This window comes from Pseudomonas sp. PH1b (assembly GCF_000633395.1).
GTDB lineage: Bacteria > Pseudomonadota > Gammaproteobacteria > Pseudomonadales > Pseudomonadaceae > Aquipseudomonas.
In genome coordinates, this window is the sequence record NZ_AYMU01000029.1 from 78,605 (window position 1) to 96,748 (window position 18,144).

The following is an 18,144-nucleotide window of genomic DNA, read 5'->3' on the forward strand; positions in this document are numbered from 1 at the left end:
TTTGTAATGAAAGTCAGTTCCTGCCTGTTCAATTCCCTTTTGCTCAGTGCCGGCGTCAGCCTGGCCGCTCCGGCGTTGTACGCCAGTGAGGCCGACGATGCTGCCAACCCGCCGCCACTGGAATTGGATACCGCCTTCGTCACTGCTACCGGGGGCGCCACTGACCTCAAGGATGCCCCGGCCAGCGTCAGCGTCATCACCCGCGAGGAAATCGAGCGCCAGCCGGTCTACGACCTCAACACCCTGTTGCGTCGGGTGCCCGGGGTGACCGGTGGTTTCGGCCCGGTGGGCGAGCAGTCGAAGATCAAGCTGCGGGGGTTGGATGACAAGTACACATTGATCCTGGTGGACGGCAAGCGTGTCGGCAGTTCCGGAGACCTGAGCTATCGTCGCGACCTGGCGCGCCAGGATTTGAACTGGATCTCGCCGAACATGATCGAGCGCATCGAGATTGTGCGCGGGCCGATGTCTTCGCTCTACGGTTCGGACGCCATGGGCGGGGTGATCAATATCATTACCCGCAAGGTGTCGCGGACCTGGAGCGGTTCGGCCAGCACCAACATCACCGTGCCCAAGGACTCCGATCGTGGCCAGACCACCCAGTACAGCCTCAATGCTTCTGGCCCGCTGACCGATTCCCTGGGGTTGCGCCTGGGGGCCAACGTAACCCGTCGGGCGGCGGACGAAGTGGAAGCGCGTCGCGACGCCGACGGCGAGTTCATGTACGGCGATGGCGCCGGTGGGGCCAAGGACCAGAGTGTGAACGCCTTGCTCGACTGGCAGATCAACGAAGCGCAGAGCCTGTCATTCGAGGCGGTGCACGGAGTGGAGCGTTCCTGGTCGTCGAAGAAGACCTTTGGTGACTGGGGCGACACCGTTGGCGGGGCCTTCGGTCCGAGCCGCCTGACTCGTGACAGCTACATCCTGTCCCATGTTGGGGATTGGGGCTTTGGCACCTCAAAGCTCGACGCTTACCTGAACAAGTACCGCAACGACATTGATTGGGGCAAAGCCAATTCCGAGGAGAAAATTGTCGAGGGCAGCCTCAACATGCCGTTCGAGCTGCTGCTGGATCAACGGGTGACCGTGGGCGGGCAATGGAAGCGTGAAGAACTGACCAACACCGATACTCTGGGCACGGTGCCGGTGGATTATCAGGGGGCGGCGATCAACGGCTCGACGTTGAAAGGTGATGTCTCGGCAGCTTTCATCGAGGATGAACTGTTCCTGCTGGACAACCTGTCCCTGACCCTGGGCAACCGCTTCGACCACAGCGACAAGTACGGCAATCACAACAGCCCACGGGCCTATGTGGTCTACCACCCGCACCCCGACTGGACGGTGCGTGGCGGTGTTTCCAAGGGGTTCCGGGCGCCGAGCCTGAAGGAGGGCAGTGCGGGTGCGGCGACCGAGTCCGGTGGCCGTGGCTGTGGTTCGTTGCGTCCATTGGGTTATGTCACCGGCAGTTGCTGGATGGCCGGCAACCCTAACCTGACGCCGGAAACCAGCACCAACAAGGAAGTCGGCGTGTCCTTCGAGCATGACGGTTGGGAAGCGGCGCTGACCTACTTCCACACCGACTTCACCGACAAGATCGAGTACGGTCCGCTGGGTCAATATCAGGGTCGCTGGTGGACCATGCTGGAAAACGTCGACAAGGCCCGTACCCGAGGCTGGGAGGGCACCACCCGGGTGCCGTTTGGCGAGTCCTTGTCCTGGCGCACCAATGCCACCTACATGCTCGAGAGCAAGAACCTGTCCACCGGCGAAGAGTTGATCAATGCGCCCAAACTATCGTTGTTCAGTGCCCTGGACTGGCAGGTCAATGACCGCTTGAGCAGTGAGTTGTCGGCGCAGCACGTCGGCAAGCAGCGAGGGATCGGCAATGATTTCGTCCAGTCCTACACCACCTACGACCTGACCGCGAACCTGGCGCTGACCCAGTGGCTGACCCTCAACGGCGGGGTGCAGAACCTGCTGGACAAGGACCTGCGGGACGGATCGACCACCTTCTACGTGCCGGGACGGGCGTTCTTCGCCGGAGCGACCACCTACTTCTGAGGTGGGCCAGGACCCCGTTGCCAGGCAACGGGGTTGAAGGTGCGACGAATGGAAACTTGAGGCCCCCGCGGGCTGGTTTGCAAGAGCTCCAGAAGGGCCTCCTGTGACAGTGCGTCGTCTTGCTGGCGACGCAGCGGCGAGGTCGCTAGAACACGTATTGCATGCGCATCACCAGGCCCTGCCCGGAGTCGTCACCGACTGCGTTGCTGATGTTGTCGGTGTTCGCCCTGATGTAGTTGGCGCTGAGTTTCAGGGCTTCGTTGGCGTACCAGTTGACCCCCAGGGTGTGGGTCTTGCCCTCGGCGTCACCCACCTGGCGCAACGCGCTGCTGGCTACCAGATTGTCGTCCTCGACCTGCATGGCGTCATAGCGATAGAACAGCTCCCAGGCGCCGAGCGTTTTGTTCTGGGGCTTGATCGTGTCGAACTTGGCGCCATCGAGTTTGTAGATCCGCGGCTCGCCGGTGAGGGTATAGGCCAGTTGGGTGTAATAGCCCGAGGCCTTGAGGTCATTGGCGGCGCTATCGGCCTTGAGGGTACGCCGCAGGTATTCGGCCTGGATGGAAAACGCCTGGATCGCCCAGGCGCCCTCCAGTCCCCAGACCGAGTCGTCTTTCCACAACCCGGACTGGGCAGTGGCTCCGCCGAATACGCCACGGTTACCGTTGCTGCCGGCACTGTTGCCGCCATTGGTCTCGACGCCACGCACGCCCATGCGTGAGCGGATGCGGGTATCGACGGCGCTGTCCTTGAGATCCCGGTAAGCGTATTGCAGCCCCAGGTGCAGGACGTTACCCGGCGCGTGCCAGGGCGCGAAGACCCCACGCAGGTTGTAGCGCTTGACGCTGTCGCCATCGGTGTCGTTGTTGTTCTCGCTGAACACGCTGGCGGACAGATAGGCCAGGTTGCCCACCACGCTGTTGGCCTGCACGCCCATGCCGCTGTTGTCATTCACCCATTCGGCAGTGTCATAGGAGAGGTTGCGCTCCAGCGCCGTCACCCACTTGGAACTGGTGGCCTTTTCCAGGCCGAAATCGGTGTAGAAGCGGCCGATCTTCAGGTTCAGCGGATTGAAGCCGGTGTAGGTCACGGCCGCTTCGTCGAAATAGCCGGTGCTGTCATTGCCGACGTTGCGTGAGAGGTCGTAGTTGATCTGGTATTTCCAGTCTCGGTAGACGGTGCCGCCGAACTCCAGGTAGGCGCGGCGAAAGTAGGCGGCGTCCGCAGTATCGCCATTGCGCGTGTAGTAGCCATCGAAGCGGCCGTAGTCCGCCTGCAGGCGCCCACCCAGCTTGAAGCTGAAGGCTTGGTCGGTGGTGGCCACTTCAAGGCCTCCCTTGGTTTTCACGACAATATCCGCCCCGTCGGTGGTGACTGTGCCGGCATGGCTGGTGAGGGGCATGGCCACGCTCAGCAGGCTGAAAAGCATTGCGCAGCCCTGTGGGGCCCTGGTTGTTCTGACCGACATACTGCTCTCCTGTCCGTTTCTCGTTATGTCTTGGGTGGCCGTGCCTGCAGGTGCGCAGGCCGACTGGGCGGATAGTTGTCAGGGCACATGAAGGTTTTTGTTCATTCGAGTTACGGTTTTATTGCAGCGGCCCGTGAACCCTCTCGGGGCCTTGGCCGGCCCAGGATTTTCAAGGGGTGCAGCGCTCCAGGCCGGCGCCGGGCAGGGCAGGGGAAATATGTCGGGAACATGAAGGAAAAAAATAACGGCTGCTGTATCCGGGCTCTTTCAAGGTGAATCTGCAACACCAGACTCCTGCTCTCACGCCGTATCAAGAGGCTGATACGGCATGGGAGCAGGCATCTTTCGTGGCAGCAGGCGTGGAGGGCTCAGCTGTTTTGGGGGGTAAACCACTCGCTGCGACTGGCAAAGGCGTGTTGAATCAGCGCCACCAGCACCTTGACCTCTGCGCGCTCGGCGGCTTGGGCATGGGTACTGAGCCAGGCGTACTGCTGCATGCTGGCATCGAACAGCTGCGGCAGAGGAACCAGGGTCTTGTCCAGCTGGGCGATGTAATCGGGCAGCAAGCCGATGCAGGCACTGTTCCTGATCAGCTCCAGGGCCAGCTGCGGATCACTGGTCTGTGCCACGCCGTTTGCCCTGCGACGTATCAGCCGGTTCCAGGGTTCGAGGGCGGGCATGCCCATGTGGCTGCTGACCTGGACCAGCATGTAGTCATCCAGCTGTTCCATGCGTCGGGGCATCGCCGGCTTGGCGACATAGCGCTTGGCAACATGGGCCGAATAGCGGATTCGGGTCAGGCAGATCGGCTGGGTGGTGGCGAAGCCGGGATCCGGTCGGGGGCTTCCCGGATCGGCCAGCCACAGCATGATGTCGGCCTTGGCCGAGGGCACGCCATGCAGGGCAATCAGCTCCAGTCGTGAGGCCGCATTGCGCCGCAGAAAGGCAATCAGGTCCCTTGCGAGGATGTCTCGCAACAATATGTCCGCCACCGCAATCACCACTCCCTGGCGAGTGCTGTCGGCCTTGGCAGGCAGCAACTCCTCCTGGTGACTGGCGAGTGCTGCCTGCAATCGCTTGCCCACCAGGGTCAGGCTCAGGCTGTTGTCCTGGTAGAGAAACAGAGGCGTACCGATACGCTGTTCCAGCGCCAGCAGTTTCTTACGCAGGACCGATGCACTGATGTTCAGGCTGCGAGCCGCTTGTTTGAACGACGCACAACGTGCACTGGCGAGGAAGTATTGAGCAGAACGGCTGTCCAGCGACTGGGCATGGATGAGCGGTTGTTCATCTGGCATGCAAAGACCCTAAGCGTCTTTGCTGTCGCGATGGATCGCGGTGACTTGAGGCCTCATGTACGCACCCTGAACTGATATTCGGGCACAAGGATACGTAACGCTGCCTTTCACCAGCATCGCAGGCAAATTACTTATCTGTTATGTCGCCTTGAGTGCCGGCCCGCTTTCAGTCGGGCGCTGCAGCAAAGGCGTGCTTGCTCTTGTCTCGGCGAGATTGGGCGCAGGCTGCCCTTGAAAAACATGTGGCCGTGAAAAACAGAACCCCCGTGCATCCTGATGATGTACGGGGGTTCTGGTGTCCGTTGTGGTTCGGGTCGAACCGACAGCGGGTTAGACGTTGAAGCGGAAGTGCATCACGTCGCCATCCTTGACGATGTATTCCTTGCCTTCCAGGCGCCATTTACCGGCTTCCTTGGCACCGGCTTCACCCTTGAACTGGATGAAGTCGTCGTAGGCAATGACTTCGGCGCGAATGAAGCCTTTCTCGAAGTCGGTGTGGATCACCGCAGCAGCCTGTGGCGCGGTGGCGCCGACGCGTACGGTCCAGGCGCGTACTTCCTTCACGCCGGCGGTGAAGTAGGTCTGCAGGTTGAGCATTTCGTAACCGGCGCGGATTACCCGGTTCAAGCCAGGCTCTTCCAGGCCCAGGGCCTCGAGGAACATGTCTTTCTCTTCACCGTCATCGAGCTCGGCGATTTCCGCTTCGATCTTGTTGCACACCGGCACCACGATCGCGCCTTCTTCGTCGGCGATGGCCTTGACCACGTCCAGCAGCGGGTTGTTCTCGAAACCGTCTTCAGCGACGTTGGCGATGTACATCACCGGCTTGGTGGTCAGCAGGTGGAAGCCGCGGATGATCAGCTTCTCGTCGCTGCTCATGTCCTTCATCAGGCTGCGAGCCGGCTTGCCTTCGGTGAAGTGGGCAATCAGCTGTTCCAGCAGGGCCTTCTGGGCCACGGCATCCTTGTCACCGCCCTTGGCGTTGCGCGCGACTTTCTGCAGTTGCTTCTCGCAGCTGTCGAGGTCGGCGAAGATCAGCTCCAGGTCGATGATCTCGATGTCGCGCTTGGGGTCGACGCTGTTGGACACGTGGATCACGTTGTCGTCTTCGAAGCAGCGGACCACGTGGGCAATGGCATCGGTTTCGCGGATGTTGGCCAGGAACTTGTTGCCCAGGCCTTCACCTTTCGAGGCACCAGCCACCAGGCCGGCGATGTCGACGAACTCCATGGTGGTGGGCAGCACGCGTTCCGGCACCACGATCGCCGCCAGGGCGTCCAGGCGTGGATCGGGCATTGGCACGATACCGCTGTTGGGCTCGATGGTGCAGAAGGGGAAGTTCTCGGCCGCGATCCCGGACTTGGTCAGGGCGTTGAACAGGGTGGACTTGCCGACGTTAGGCAGGCCGACGATGCCGCAATTGAATCCCATGGTGTATTCCCCGAGGAGTAGAGTCAGGCCTTCTGGCTGTGCAGGTTTTTCATCGCACGGTTCCATTCCCCGGCGAGGATATCCGGCAGCACGCCGAGGGCAAAATCGATGCTGGCATCGAGTTTTTCCTGTTCGGCGCGTGGCGCACGACCCAGGACAAAGTTTGAAACCATACTGGCAACACCCGGGTGGCCAATGCCGAGCCGCAGGCGGTGAAAGGTATTCTGGTTGCCGAGCTGCGCGATGATGTCCCGCAGTCCGTTGTGCCCGCCATGGCCGCCGCCGGTCTTGAGCTTGGCGACGCCGGGTGGCAGGTCGAGTTCGTCGTGGGCCACCAGGATCTCTTCCGGCTTGATGCGGAAGAAGCCGGCAAGCGCCGCCACGGCCTGGCCGCTGCGGTTCATGTAGGTGGTGGGAATCAACAGACGAATGTCCTGACCCTGGTGACTGAAGCGCCCGGTCAGGCCGAAATATTTGCGATCGGCGACAAGGTTGATCCCTTGTTTCTCGGCGATGCGCTCAACAAAAAGGGCCCCTGCGTTATGCCGGGTCTGTTCGTATTCGGTGCCTGGATTACCCAGGCCAACGATCAGTTTGATGGCAGTCACGATAGGGGCCCTTCTGTGGAGTGGTGGAAAACATCGCCGCGATCAGGCTGCGGCGAAAGTGGACGACAAAGCTGGGTTACCTTGCGGCAAACCTCGCGTTCTCGCCCGCTTTCTCGCTACGTTCCAGTCCGCGATGTATTCCGCTCACTCCGGCGTCAGAGTGAATAATTACTCTGCAGCGCCTTCTTCTGCGGCGTCTTGAGCAACACGTGGAGCGTAGACGTTGGCTACTGCCAGGTCGTTGCCGTGTGCCAGAGCGACGAACTCAACGCCTTTAGGGGCCTTGAGGTTGGACAGGTGAATGACGGTGCCGATGTCGGTCTCAGCCATGTCGACTTCGATGAACTCAGGCAGGTCTTTCGGCAGGCAGGATACTTCGATCTCGGTGGTGGCGCGGAAGATCTCGCCGCCTTTCTTGATCGGTGCTGCTTCGTTGATCAGGTGCACTGGAACCATGGCGGTCAGTTTCTGACCGGCAACCACGCGAACGAAGTCAGCGTGCATCACGTGGCCTTTGGCCGGGTGACGTTGCAGGGCCTTGATCACGACGTTCTGCTTGGTGCCACCAACGTTCAGTTCGATGATGTGGCTGTAGGCAGCTTCGTTTTCCAGCAGCTTGGCCACTTCTTTGGCCAGCATGCTGATGGATTCAGGGGCTTTGTCGCCACCGTAAACTACAGCTGGAACCAGGCTCGCGATACGACGCAGGCGGCGGCTCGCACCTTTCCCCAGGTCGGAACGCACTTCAGCATTCAGAGTAAAATCGTTCATGTTGTATCTCCAAAATAACCACACTCGCCCTAGCGTTTGCGACCAGCGCTAAAGGCGATATGGGCAAAAAAGCCCCGTCCCAACACAGGTTGGGACGGGGCGCTTTTCGTCATCGGGATGTTTTGCCAGGGCTAGCCCTTAGCGGAACATCGCGCTGATCGATTCTTCATTGCTGATGCGGCGAACCGCTTCGGCAACTACCGGTGCGATATCCAGTTGGCGGATACGCGCACAGGCTTGTGCTGCAGCGGACAGCGGGATGGTGTTGGTCACCACCAGCTCGTCCAGCACGGAATTTTCAATGTTCTCGATCGCCCGACCCGACAGCACTGGGTGTGTGCAGTAGGCGAAGACCTTGGCTGCACCATGCTCTTTCAGGGCCTTGGCCGCGTGGCACAAAGTGCCGGCGGTATCGACCATGTCGTCGACCAGAATGCAGGTGCGTCCTTCGACGTCGCCGATGATATGCATCACTTCGGAGTGATTGGCTTTCTCACGACGCTTGTCGATGATCCCCAGATCCACGCCCAGGGACTTGGCCACGGCACGTGCACGCACGACGCCGCCAATGTCCGGGGACACGATCATCAGGTTTTCGAAACGCTGGTCTTCGATGTCATCCACCAGAACCGGGGAGCCGTAGATGTTATCTACCGGAATATCGAAGAAACCCTGAATCTGGTCAGCATGCAGGTCAACCGTGAGAACACGGTCGATGCCGACTACGGTAAGCATGTCAGCGACGACTTTCGCGCTGATAGCCACACGTGCGGAACGCGGACGGCGATCCTGACGGGCATAACCAAAGTAAGGAATAACAGCAGTGATACGAGTCGCTGAGGAGCGGCGGAAGGCATCAGCCATCACGACGAGTTCCATCAGGTTATCGTTGGTCGGAGCACAAGTCGGCTGAATAATGAAGACGTCTTTACCGCGGACATTTTCATTGATCTCGGCAGTAATCTCGCCGTCGGAAAATTTTCCAACAGATATGTCACCGAGAGGGATATGCAGCTGACGTACGACACGCCGAGCCAGATCGGGGTTAGCGTTCCCCGTAAAGACCATCATCTTGGACACGCGCAGTACCTGAAGGCTGAGGGTATACCTGGATGAGTATAGGAAAATGGCAGGGGCGGCTGGATTCGAACCAACGCATGGCAGGATCAAAACCTGCTGCCTTACCGCTTGGCGACGCCCCTGTATCTGTTGCTTCGAGTACCTGGTACCCGGTTTCTTTAGAGCAGACTTTGCAGCTTGCGGTGCAACATCGAAACGTTGCTGCCTTTGGCGACAAACCCTGTAAGGGTCTCTGTAAGAAGGGCCGAGACTTTATCAGCTTCAGCTTTGCTTGGGAAGCCCCCAAACACACAACTTCCAGTTCCAGTCAGTTTTGCTTCGGTAAATTTACCTAACAAATTCAATGCGTTACGTACTTCTGGATAACGCCTTGCGACTACCGGAAGGCAGTCGTTTCTGCTGTTTCCCTTGGGAACGGGGCGCACTTTAATGGGCGCAGTGTCACGTGTCAACAGCGGATCGGAAAAAATTTCTGCTGTACTAACAGACACTTGCGGGACCAGTACCAGATACCAGGGTTCTTCGGGATATTCAGGGGTGAGTATTTCCCCGACACCTTCGGCGAACGCCGCATGCCCACGGACGAAAACCGGAACGTCGGCGCCCAGGGTCAGACCCAGCACGGCCAGCCGATCTTCATCCCAGCCCAGTTGCCAGAGATGATTGAGCCCCAGCAGGGTGGTGGCCGCGTTGGAACTGCCGCCGCCGATACCGCCGCCCATGGGCAGGATCTTGTCGATCCAGATATCGATGCCCTGGCTGCAGCCGGACTCTTGCTGGAGTTTTTTGGCTGCCTTGACGATCAGGTTGCTGTCGTGAGGCACGCCTTCGAACTCGGTGTGCAGTTGGATCACGCCGTCATCGCGAAGGGCAAAGGTGATCTCGTCGCCGTAATCGAGGAACTGAAAGAGGGTCTGCAGTTGGTGATAACCGTCTTCACGGCGACCGAGGATGTGCAGCATCAGGTTGAGCTTGGCCGGGGAGGGCAAGCTCAGGCGGGGTGCGCTCATGTCATTGCCCCAGCTTGCGTGGCAGCCATTCCTTGATCACCAGAGTGACGTCAAGGTCGTTGCCATGCAGTTTGATGCGTTCCGGCAGCCAGTAGCCGTTCTGCTGGGTATAGCTGGTGTACTCCACCAACCAACCGTCCTGCTCCAGGCTTGCCAGGTGACTGTCGCCGTCCAGGGTCAGGCGGCTCTTGCTGTTGGGGGCAGGCAGGCCGCGGACCCACCAGGCCAGATGCGACACCGGCAGTTTCCAACCCAGCTGTTCTTCCAGCAGGATTTCCGGGCTGGCGGCTTCATAACGGCCCTGATTGGCCACTTCCAGGCTGACCTGGCCAGGACGCCCGGTCAGGCGTGCGGCGCCACGGCCCAGGGGGCCGGACAGGCGAATGTCGTAATAGTCCTGGCGTTGCAGCCAGAACAGGGTGCCGCTGCCGGAATCCTTGGGCGCGCGGATGCCGATCTTGCCGTTGATCTGCCAGCCGTCAAGGCCGCTCAACTGGTCTTTGTGCAGGCGCCATTGCGCCGGGCTGCCCTGGCCCTGGACGGACTCGCGGGCGCCAAAGCCGGCGCAGCCGGCGAGCAGGGCGATGAAACTGAAAACGATAAGGTGGCGCAAAAACATAATCTTAAAGAGTCTCTGATCCGGTCAGGCGTTTGATGGTGTCACGCAGCACGGGGCTGTCTGGCTGGTCCTTGATGAACTTGCTCCAGATCTGCTTCGCTTCGCGCTGCTTGTCGTTATGCCACAGCACTTCACCCAGGTGCGCCGCGACCTCCTGGTCGGGAAAGCGCTCCAGGGCCTGGCGCAGCAGGCGTTCAGCCTCGTCGAGGTTGCCAAGGCGGAAGTTCACCCAGCCCAGGCTGTCGAGTACTGCCGGGTCTTCCGGCGTCAGCTGATGCGCCTGTTCGATCAGCGCCTTGGCCTCGGCGTAGCGTGTGGTCCGATCCGACAGCGTGTAGCCCAGGGCGTTCAGCGCCATGGCGTTGTCCGGTTCGCGCTGGATGATCAGGCGCAGGTCTTTTTCCATCTGTGCCAGGTCATTGCGTTTTTCCGCCTGCATGGCGCGGGTGTAGAGCAGGTTCATGTCGTCGGGGTATTGCTGCAGGGCCTGCTGGATGACTTTCCAGGCGCGCTCCCCCTGATTGTTCGCCGACAGGGTCTCGACTTCGATCAGGTACAGCTGGATGGCGTAGTCGGGCTGGGCATCACGTGCTGCCACCAGGCGCTTCTGGGCCTCGTCGGTGCGCCCGTTGTTCATCAGGATATCGGCCTGGCGCAGCTGCGCCGGCAGGTAATCGTTACCCGGGCCGACCTGGGCGTATTCGATCAGCGCCCCTTGCGGGTCGTTGAGTTCTTCGGCGATGCGGCCCAGGTTCAGGTGTGCCGAATCCTCGTGGCTTTCCCGGGCGATCAGGTCTTCCAGGTAGCCCTTGGCTTCCTGCCAGGCCTTGGCTTCCAGGCATACCAGGGCCAGGGAATAACGCAGTTCGTCGTCTTCCGGGTACTGCTGGACCAGGCTGGAGAACTGAGTCTTGGCGTCTTCCATGCGGTCCTGTTCCACCAGCATGCGGGCGTAGGTCAGGCGCAGGCGCTTGTCATCCGGGTACTTGCGAATGCTTTTTTCCAGCAGCGGCAAGGCCTCCTTGCCCCGGTTCAGGCTTTGCAGCAGGCGCGCGCGCAACAGCAGGGGCGCGACTTCGCCGTCTTCCGGCGGGTTCTGCTCGAGCAGGGTCAGGGCTTCCTTGGCGTCGCCGTCCTGTTGCATCAACAGGGCCTTGCCGAAGATCAGCTGGCTGTTGTGCGGGTGTTTCTGCAGCAGGCGGTCGAAGCTTTTCATCAGGCCATTGCGGGTGTCCTGGTCGGTGTCGGCGGCCGACAGCGCGAGAAAGTCGAAATGGGTATCGCCTTTGCCCTGCAGGACTTTCTCCATATAGAGCATGGAATCGTCATAGCGTCCGGCGCGGGCCAGCTGGATCGCGGCCGCCCGTTGCGCCTCGAGATCGTCGGGGGCGTTCTTGGCCCAGATCAGCGAGGTGTCCAGGGCCGCCTGATCGGCGCCCAGGTATTCGGCAATGCGAAAGGCTCGTTCGGAGATGCCCGGGTCCTGGGTGTTGATGGCCTGGGTCACGTAGTTGTCCAGGGCAATGTCGAAACGATTGCGCTGGCCCGCCAGTTCGGCGCTCAGCAGGCTGAAGATGGTGTCTTCGCTGAACGAGGAATAGACCTTGGGCTTTTCAGGGGCTGGGGTGCTGTCTTCCACCGGCGACGGAGCGTCCGATGAAACGGTGGCCAGGGACTGGCAGCCGCTGAGGAAGACAAAGGCGAGGAGCAACGCGGAAGATCTATTCATATAGGAAGAGGGCGACTAACCTGCGGTCGGATCATCATGACACAAGCCTTCGGCCAAACATAACCGAGACTCAACGGGATGCCAGAACAGAGGCAGTCTATTAGTTTCTGCGCGAAAACTGCCTGCGCTTCGACCATGCTGCGCGCTGGGCGGCCTTGGCGCTACGCAGAAACAGGCTCGGAATGCTCATTTAGGCCCCTAAACTCCGCTTCCTTGCCTGTTTTCGCCTTGCCTGATCTTCGCTCGGCGAGTTTTGGCACAAAACTAGGACAATAGTCGGCGGGAGTTGTTCTGCGTCGGTCGAAGTAGGACAATTGCCGGCTTCTCGACATCATCAGCGACCTTGAATGGCCTTCCTTGCACTCGGTATTAACCACAAGACTGCTTCTGTAGACGTCCGCGAGCGCGTGGCCTTTACCCCTGAGCAGCTGGTTGAGGCCTTGCAGCAGCTCTGCCGACTCACCGACAGCCGCGAAGCTGCGATCCTCTCCACCTGCAATCGCAGTGAGCTCTATATAGAACAGGATCATCTTTCTGCGGATGTGGTGCTGCGCTGGCTGGCGGAATATCACCATCTGAGCCTGGACGAGCTGCGCGCCAGTGCCTATGTGCATGAAGATGATGCGGCAGTTCGTCACATGATGCGGGTCGCCTCGGGGCTCGATTCCCTGGTGCTGGGCGAGCCACAGATCCTTGGGCAGATGAAATCCGCCTACGCTGTGGCCCGTGAGGCCGGCACCGTCGGCCCGCTGCTGGGCCGGCTGTTCCAGGCGACCTTCAGCGCCGCCAAGCAAGTGCGCACTGACACGGCCATCGGCGAGAACCCGGTCTCCGTGGCCTTCGCCGCGGTGAGCCTGGCGAAACAGATCTTCAGCGATCTGCAGCGCAGCCAGGCGTTGCTGATCGGTGCGGGCGAGACCATTACCCTGGTCGCCCGGCACCTGCATGACCTGGGCGTGAAACGTATCGTGGTAGCCAACCGCACCCTGGAACGGGCCAGCCTCCTGGCCGAACAGTTCGGTGCCCACGCGGTGTTGTTGTCGGAGATTCCCCAGGAGCTGGTGCACAGCGATATCGTCATCAGCTCGACGGCCAGCCAGCTACCTATTCTCGGGAAGGGTGCCGTGGAAAGTGCCTTGAAGTTGCGCAAGCACAAGCCGATTTTCATGGTGGATATCGCCGTTCCCCGGGATATCGAGCCTGAAGTCGGCGAGTTGGACGACGTTTATCTCTACACCGTCGACGACCTGCACGAAGTGGTCGCGGAAAACCTCAAGAGCCGCCAGGGCGCGGCCCAGGCGGCCGAGGAACTGGTGAACATCGGCGCCGAAGACTTCATGGTGCGCCTGCGGGAACTGGCGGCGGTGGACGTGCTCAAGGCCTATCGCCAGCAGAGCGAACGCCTGCGCGACGAAGAGTTGCAGAAGGCCCTGCGCATGCTGGCCAACGGCAGTGGTGCCGAGGACGTGCTGGCCCAACTGGCCCGCGGCCTGACCAATAAATTGCTGCATGCGCCGAGCGTGCAGCTGAAAAAGTTGTCTGCCGAAGGCCGCCTCGATGCGCTGGCCATGGCCCAAGAACTCTTTGCCCTCGGTGAGGGCTCTTCGGATAAAACCCCGTAATGAAAGCGTCACTGCTCAATAAGCTGGATATTCTCCAGGACCGCTTCGAGGAATTGACCGCCTTGCTCGGTGATGGCGAAGTCATCGCCGATCAGGCCAAGTTCCGCGCCTATTCCAAGGAGTACGCGGAAGTCGAGCCGATCGTGGCTTCCTATCAACAAGTGCTCAAGGTCCAGGCGGACCTCGAAGGCGCCCAGGCCCTGCTCAAGGACAGCGACCCGGACCTGCGGGAAATGGCTGCCGAGGAAGTGCGCGAAGCCAAGGAGCAACTGGCCGAGCTGGAAAGCCGCCTGCAGCGCATGCTGCTGCCCAAGGACCCGAACGATGGGCGCAACGTGTTCCTGGAAATCCGTGCCGGCACCGGCGGTGATGAGGCGGCGATCTTCTCCGGCGACCTGTTCCGCATGTACTCGCGCTATGCCGAGCGACGTGGCTGGCGGCTGGAGATCCTCTCGGAGAACGAGGGCGAGCACGGCGGCTATAAAGAAGTCATTGCCCGGGTCGAAGGCGAAAACGTCTACGGCAAGCTGAAGTTCGAGTCCGGTGCGCATCGCGTGCAGCGGGTGCCGGCTACCGAATCCCAGGGGCGGATCCACACCTCGGCCTGCACCGTGGCGGTGCTGCCGGAGCCGGACGAGCAGGAAGCCATCGAGATCAACCCGGCCGACCTGCGCATCGACACCTATCGCTCCTCCGGGGCTGGCGGCCAGCACGTCAACAAGACCGATTCGGCGATCCGCATCACCCACATTCCTTCGGGCATCGTGGTGGAATGCCAGGAAGAGCGCTCCCAGCACAAGAACCGGGCCCGGGCCATGTCCTGGCTATCGGCCAAGCTCAACGACCAGCAGACCAGCGCCGCGGCCAATGCCATCGCCAGCGAGCGCAAGCTGCTGGTGGGCTCGGGGGACCGTTCCGAGCGCATTCGCACTTACAACTTTCCGCAGGGACGTGTCACTGATCACCGGGTCAACCTGACCCTCTACTCCCTGGACGAGATCCTTGCCGGGGGCGTGGATGCGGTGATCGAACCGCTGTTGGCGGAATATCAGGCCGATCAACTTGCGGCATTGGGTGAGTAAATGACCATTATTGCCAGCCTGCTGCGCGCCGCCCAACTGCCCGATTCGCCCACCCCGCGACTGGATGCCGAACTGCTTCTGGCCGCGGCGCTGGGCAAGCCTCGCAGTTTTCTCCACACCTGGCCGGAGCGCATCGTGCCCAGCGAGGCCGCGCTGCTGTTTGCCGACTATCTGCAACGGCGTCGCGCCGGCGAGCCGGTGGCCTATATCCTGGGCCAGCAGGGTTTCTGGAAGCTCGACCTGGAAGTGGCGCCCCACACACTGATCCCCCGTCCGGACACCGAGTTGCTGGTGGAGGCGGCCCTTGAACTGTTGCCGGCCACCCCAGCCAAGGTGCTCGACCTGGGCACCGGCAGCGGTGCCATCGCCCTGGCCCTGGCCAGCGAGCGTCCGGCCTGGAAGGTCACGGCGCTGGACCGGGTGCTGGAAGCCGTGGCCCTGGCCGAGCGCAATCGTCAGCGTCTGCAACTGGACAACGTCACGGTGCTCAGCAGCCACTGGTTCAGCTCCATCGAGTCCCAGCGCTTCAACTTGATCATCAGCAACCCGCCGTACATTGCCGAGGCCGATCCTCACCTGGTGGCCGGTGATGTGCGTTTCGAGCCGGAAAGCGCCCTGGTGGCCGGCAAGGATGGCCTGGATGACCTGCGCTTGATCGTCGCCCAGGCCCCGCAACACCTGGAAGCCGGTGGCTGGCTGATGCTGGAACATGGCTACGACCAGGCCGCGGCGGTCCGCCAATTGCTGGCCGCCCAGGGCTTCATCGAAGTCCACAGCCGGGTCGACCTCGGCGGGCATGAGCGCATCAGCCTCGGATGCCTGCCGTGCTGACCGATCAGGAGCTGTTGCGCTATAGCCGACAGATTCTGTTGCAGCACGTCGATATCGACGGTCAGTTGCGCCTCAAGCAGAGCCGGGTACTGATCGTCGGCCTGGGTGGCCTGGGGGCGCCTGCGGCCCTGTACCTGGCGGCGGCCGGTGTCGGTGAGCTGCACCTGGCGGATTTCGACAGCGTGGACCTGACCAACCTGCAGCGTCAGATCATCCACGACAGCCACAGCGTCGGGGTCGGCAAGGTGGATTCGGCCATCAGCCGCCTGTCTGCCCTGAACCCGGAAATCCACTTGGTGCCCCATCGTCAGGCACTGGATGTCGACAGCCTGGCCGCTGCGGTGATCGCGGTGGACCTGGTGCTCGATTGCTCTGACAACTTCAGCACCCGCGAGGCGGTGAATGCCGCTTGCGTGGCGGCCGGCAAGCCGTTGGTCAGTGGTGCGGCGATTCGCCTCGAAGGGCAGTTGTCGGTGTTCGACCCGCGACGCCCGGAAAGCCCTTGTTATCACTGCCTGTATGGGCACGGCAGCGAGGCCGAACTGAGCTGCAGCGAAGCCGGGGTGCTCGGCCCGCTGGTGGGCACCGTGGGCAGCCTGCAGGCACTGGAAGCCCTGAAGTTGCTGGCCGGGTTTGGTGAGCCTCTGGTGGGCCGACTGTTATTGATCGACGCTCTGGGGACGCGCTTTCGTGAGCTGCGCGTCAAGCGTGACCCCGGTTGCCGTGTCTGCGGAGTTCATCATGAGTGAAGCGCCCATTGCGGTGTTCGATTCCGGTGTTGGTGGCCTGTCGGTGCTGGCGGAAATACAGCAACGGCTTCCCAACGAATCGCTGCTGTACTTTGGCGATTGCGGGTATATCCCCTATGGCGAAAAGACCCCGGAGTTCATTCGCCAGCGTTGTGCCCTGATGGCGCAGTACTTTCGCGAACAGGGCGCCAAGGCCCTGGTCCTGGCCTGCAATACCGCCACCGTGGCCGGAGTGGCCGACTTGCGCCGGGATTACCCGGACTGGCCCATCGTCGGCATGGAGCCTGCGGTCAAGCCCGCGGCAGCTGCAACCCGCAGCGGTGTGGTCGGGGTGCTGGCCACCACCGGCACCTTGCAGAGCGCCAAGTTCGCCGCCTTGCTGGATCGTTTTGCCGCTGACGTGAAAGTCGTCACCCAGCCCTGCCCGGGCCTGGTGGAGATGATCGAGAACGGTGACCTGCACAGCGCCGCTGTGCGCCAGATGCTGCAGGGTTATGTGGCACCGTTGCTGGCCGCGGACTGCGACACCATCATTCTGGGATGCACCCACTATCCATTTCTCAAGCCGCTGCTGGCGCAGATATTGCCCGGACACATCAGCCTGATCGACACCGGGGCCGCCGTGGCCCGTCAGTTGCAGCGCCTGCTGGGCGAAGGCGATCTGCTCGCTCGGGGGCCGGCACAGGAAACCCGGTTCTGGACCAGCGGCGATGTAGCGCACTTCGCCAAGGTCCTGCCAGTGCTGTGGAAAGAGTCCGGCAGGGTCCAGTCTTTCGAATTGTGAAAAAAACGTGAAATACCCGCTGCTGGCGCTGAACTTCCGAGCGGGCCCGGACTTCTATAACCAAGTCACGAGGTTGTACAAAAGCATACAAGACCGTTCAAAAAGGATTTTCCTGATGAAGCGATTGTTCTGTCTGGCTGCGCTGGCGGCCGCGTTTTGGGGGCACAGTTTTTCCGCGCAGGCGGCCGGTGTCGAGTTCTCGGTGGGGCAAACCAGCGATTCGACCCAGACCTATCGGCTGGGCATGCAATGGGATTGGGACAAGAGCTGGCTGCAAAGCGATGTCGGTCGGCTGACCGGCTACTGGAGCGGTGCCTACACCTATTGGGATGGCGACAAGAAGTCGAGCAATCACAGCCTGTCGTTCTCGCCGGTGCTGGTCTATGAATTTGCCGGGGCCAGCGTCAAGCCTTACATCGAGGCGGGGATCGGGGTGGCAGCCTTTGCCCACACCGAGGTCGAGGACAACAAGCTGGGTTCATCCTTCCAGTTCGAGGACCGCATCGGTTTCGGCCTGCGTTTCGCCGGTGGGCATGAGGTCGGCATTCGCGCCACTCACTATTCCAACGCCGGCATTCAAACCCCCAACGACGGTGTCGAGAGCTACGCCCTGCATTACACGATGCCGCTGTAAGCCCCTGGCTCAGCGATACGCCGTGGCGATGCCCCGGCGTTCGCTGAGGCAGTCCGCTTCCCCCAGTTCGAACTCCCGGCAGATCAGTGGCCGCAGCTCATAGATGCTGCAGCGCATGCTGTCGCGGTCCAGTGCGGCGCACCAGCCGTCGTCCAGGCGGAGCATGACTTCCCCACCCCAGTCGTCGGTATCGATAAAGCGCTCGGGCACCCCGGTGTCGGTGATCAGCATGACTTCCAGCTGGCAGCAGCAGGCGGCGCAGGTCGAGCAACTGATGGCGGGTTCAGGAATGGCGGTGATGGGGATAGTTGTCATAGGCGCGCAGTGTAAGGCAGTGGGCCAGGGCTGTGTGAAAGCCCGGACGGAC

Annotated in this window: 17 protein-coding genes and 1 tRNA gene; 7 read left to right on the forward strand and 11 right to left on the reverse strand. The window is 61.3% G+C overall.

The annotated features are described in order from the left end of the window. The first annotated feature begins 6 nt into the window (after nt 1-6). On the forward strand, nt 7-2,061 hold the full coding sequence (locus tag U873_RS0130310; protein WP_025131822.1) for a TonB-dependent receptor domain-containing protein: 2,055 nt from the start codon (nt 7-9) through the stop codon (nt 2,059-2,061). A gap of 145 nt (nt 2,062-2,206) precedes the next feature. Here U873_RS0130310 and U873_RS0130315 read toward each other — a convergent pair whose 3' ends face one another. The 10 genes from U873_RS0130315 to U873_RS0130360 form a co-directional block, all read right to left on the reverse strand. Beyond that, nucleotides 2,207-3,490, reverse strand: a complete 1,284-nt coding sequence (locus tag U873_RS0130315; protein ID WP_029978774.1) for an OprO/OprP family phosphate-selective porin — start codon at nt 3,488-3,490, stop codon at nt 2,207-2,209. A 407-nt stretch (nt 3,491-3,897) separates the two neighbouring features. Next, a complete protein-coding gene (locus tag U873_RS0130320) occupies nt 3,898-4,827 on the reverse strand; it encodes a LysR family transcriptional regulator (RefSeq protein ID WP_025131824.1) in 930 nt (309 codons plus the stop codon). A 330-nt stretch (nt 4,828-5,157) separates the two neighbouring features. Beyond that, entirely contained in the window at nt 5,158-6,258 is a 1,101-nt protein-coding gene (ychF, locus tag U873_RS0130325) for a redox-regulated ATPase YchF (RefSeq protein WP_025131825.1), read from the reverse strand. Nucleotides 6,259-6,281: 23 nt separating this feature from the next. Continuing rightward, on the reverse strand, nt 6,282-6,866 hold the full coding sequence (gene pth, locus U873_RS0130330) for an aminoacyl-tRNA hydrolase (protein WP_025131826.1): 585 nt from the start codon (nt 6,864-6,866) through the stop codon (nt 6,282-6,284). A gap of 168 nt (nt 6,867-7,034) precedes the next feature. After that, a complete protein-coding gene (locus U873_RS0130335; protein WP_025131827.1) occupies nt 7,035-7,637 on the reverse strand; it encodes a 50S ribosomal protein L25/general stress protein Ctc in 603 nt (200 codons plus the stop codon). Between the two features lie 138 nt (nt 7,638-7,775). Continuing rightward, nucleotides 7,776-8,717 (reverse strand): ribose-phosphate pyrophosphokinase, encoded by a 942-nt coding sequence (locus U873_RS0130340; RefSeq protein ID WP_003171603.1) that lies wholly within the window; start codon nt 8,715-8,717, stop codon nt 7,776-7,778. A gap of 47 nt (nt 8,718-8,764) precedes the next feature. Continuing rightward, nucleotides 8,765-8,839, reverse strand: a tRNA-Gln gene (locus U873_RS0130345). Between the two features lie 36 nt (nt 8,840-8,875). Next, nucleotides 8,876-9,727 (reverse strand): 4-(cytidine 5'-diphospho)-2-C-methyl-D-erythritol kinase, encoded by an 852-nt coding sequence (gene ispE, locus U873_RS0130350; protein ID WP_025131828.1) that lies wholly within the window; start codon nt 9,725-9,727, stop codon nt 8,876-8,878. A gap of 1 nt (nt 9,728) precedes the next feature. After that, on the reverse strand, nt 9,729-10,346 hold the full coding sequence (lolB, locus tag U873_RS0130355) for a lipoprotein insertase outer membrane protein LolB (protein ID WP_025131829.1): 618 nt from the start codon (nt 10,344-10,346) through the stop codon (nt 9,729-9,731). A gap of 4 nt (nt 10,347-10,350) precedes the next feature. After that, on the reverse strand, nt 10,351-12,075 hold the full coding sequence (locus U873_RS0130360; protein ID WP_025131830.1) for a tetratricopeptide repeat protein: 1,725 nt from the start codon (nt 12,073-12,075) through the stop codon (nt 10,351-10,353). A 347-nt stretch (nt 12,076-12,422) separates the two neighbouring features. Here U873_RS0130360 and hemA point away from each other — a divergent pair, with 347 nt between their 5' ends. The 6 genes from hemA (at nt 12,423) to U873_RS0130390 (ending at nt 17,777) form a co-directional block, all read left to right on the forward strand. Next, nucleotides 12,423-13,697: a glutamyl-tRNA reductase gene (gene hemA / locus U873_RS0130365; RefSeq protein ID WP_025131831.1), complete on the forward strand. Its 1,275-nt coding sequence runs from the start codon at nt 12,423-12,425 to the stop codon at nt 13,695-13,697. After that, nucleotides 13,697-14,779: a peptide chain release factor 1 gene (gene prfA / locus U873_RS0130370; RefSeq protein ID WP_025131832.1), complete on the forward strand. Its 1,083-nt coding sequence runs from the start codon at nt 13,697-13,699 to the stop codon at nt 14,777-14,779. Before hemA ends, prfA begins: the two co-directional genes overlap by 1 nt. Beyond that, entirely contained in the window at nt 14,780-15,610 is an 831-nt protein-coding gene (prmC, locus tag U873_RS0130375; protein WP_025131833.1) for a peptide chain release factor N(5)-glutamine methyltransferase, read from the forward strand. Next, nucleotides 15,604-16,359: a molybdopterin-synthase adenylyltransferase MoeB gene (locus tag U873_RS0130380; RefSeq protein ID WP_025131834.1), complete on the forward strand. Its 756-nt coding sequence runs from the start codon at nt 15,604-15,606 to the stop codon at nt 16,357-16,359. The genes prmC and U873_RS0130380 overlap by 7 nt, the downstream gene beginning before the upstream one ends. Beyond that, complete coding sequence (gene murI / locus U873_RS0130385) at nt 16,352-17,143, forward strand: glutamate racemase (protein ID WP_025131835.1); 792 nt, start codon at nt 16,352-16,354, stop codon at nt 17,141-17,143. The genes U873_RS0130380 and murI overlap by 8 nt, the downstream gene beginning before the upstream one ends. A gap of 115 nt (nt 17,144-17,258) precedes the next feature. Continuing rightward, a complete protein-coding gene (locus U873_RS0130390) occupies nt 17,259-17,777 on the forward strand; it encodes an acyloxyacyl hydrolase (RefSeq protein WP_025131836.1) in 519 nt (172 codons plus the stop codon). A gap of 9 nt (nt 17,778-17,786) precedes the next feature. Here U873_RS0130390 and U873_RS0130395 read toward each other — a convergent pair whose 3' ends face one another. Continuing rightward, entirely contained in the window at nt 17,787-18,092 is a 306-nt protein-coding gene (locus tag U873_RS0130395; RefSeq protein WP_025131837.1) for a YkgJ family cysteine cluster protein, read from the reverse strand. Nucleotides 18,093-18,144 lie beyond the last annotated feature (52 nt).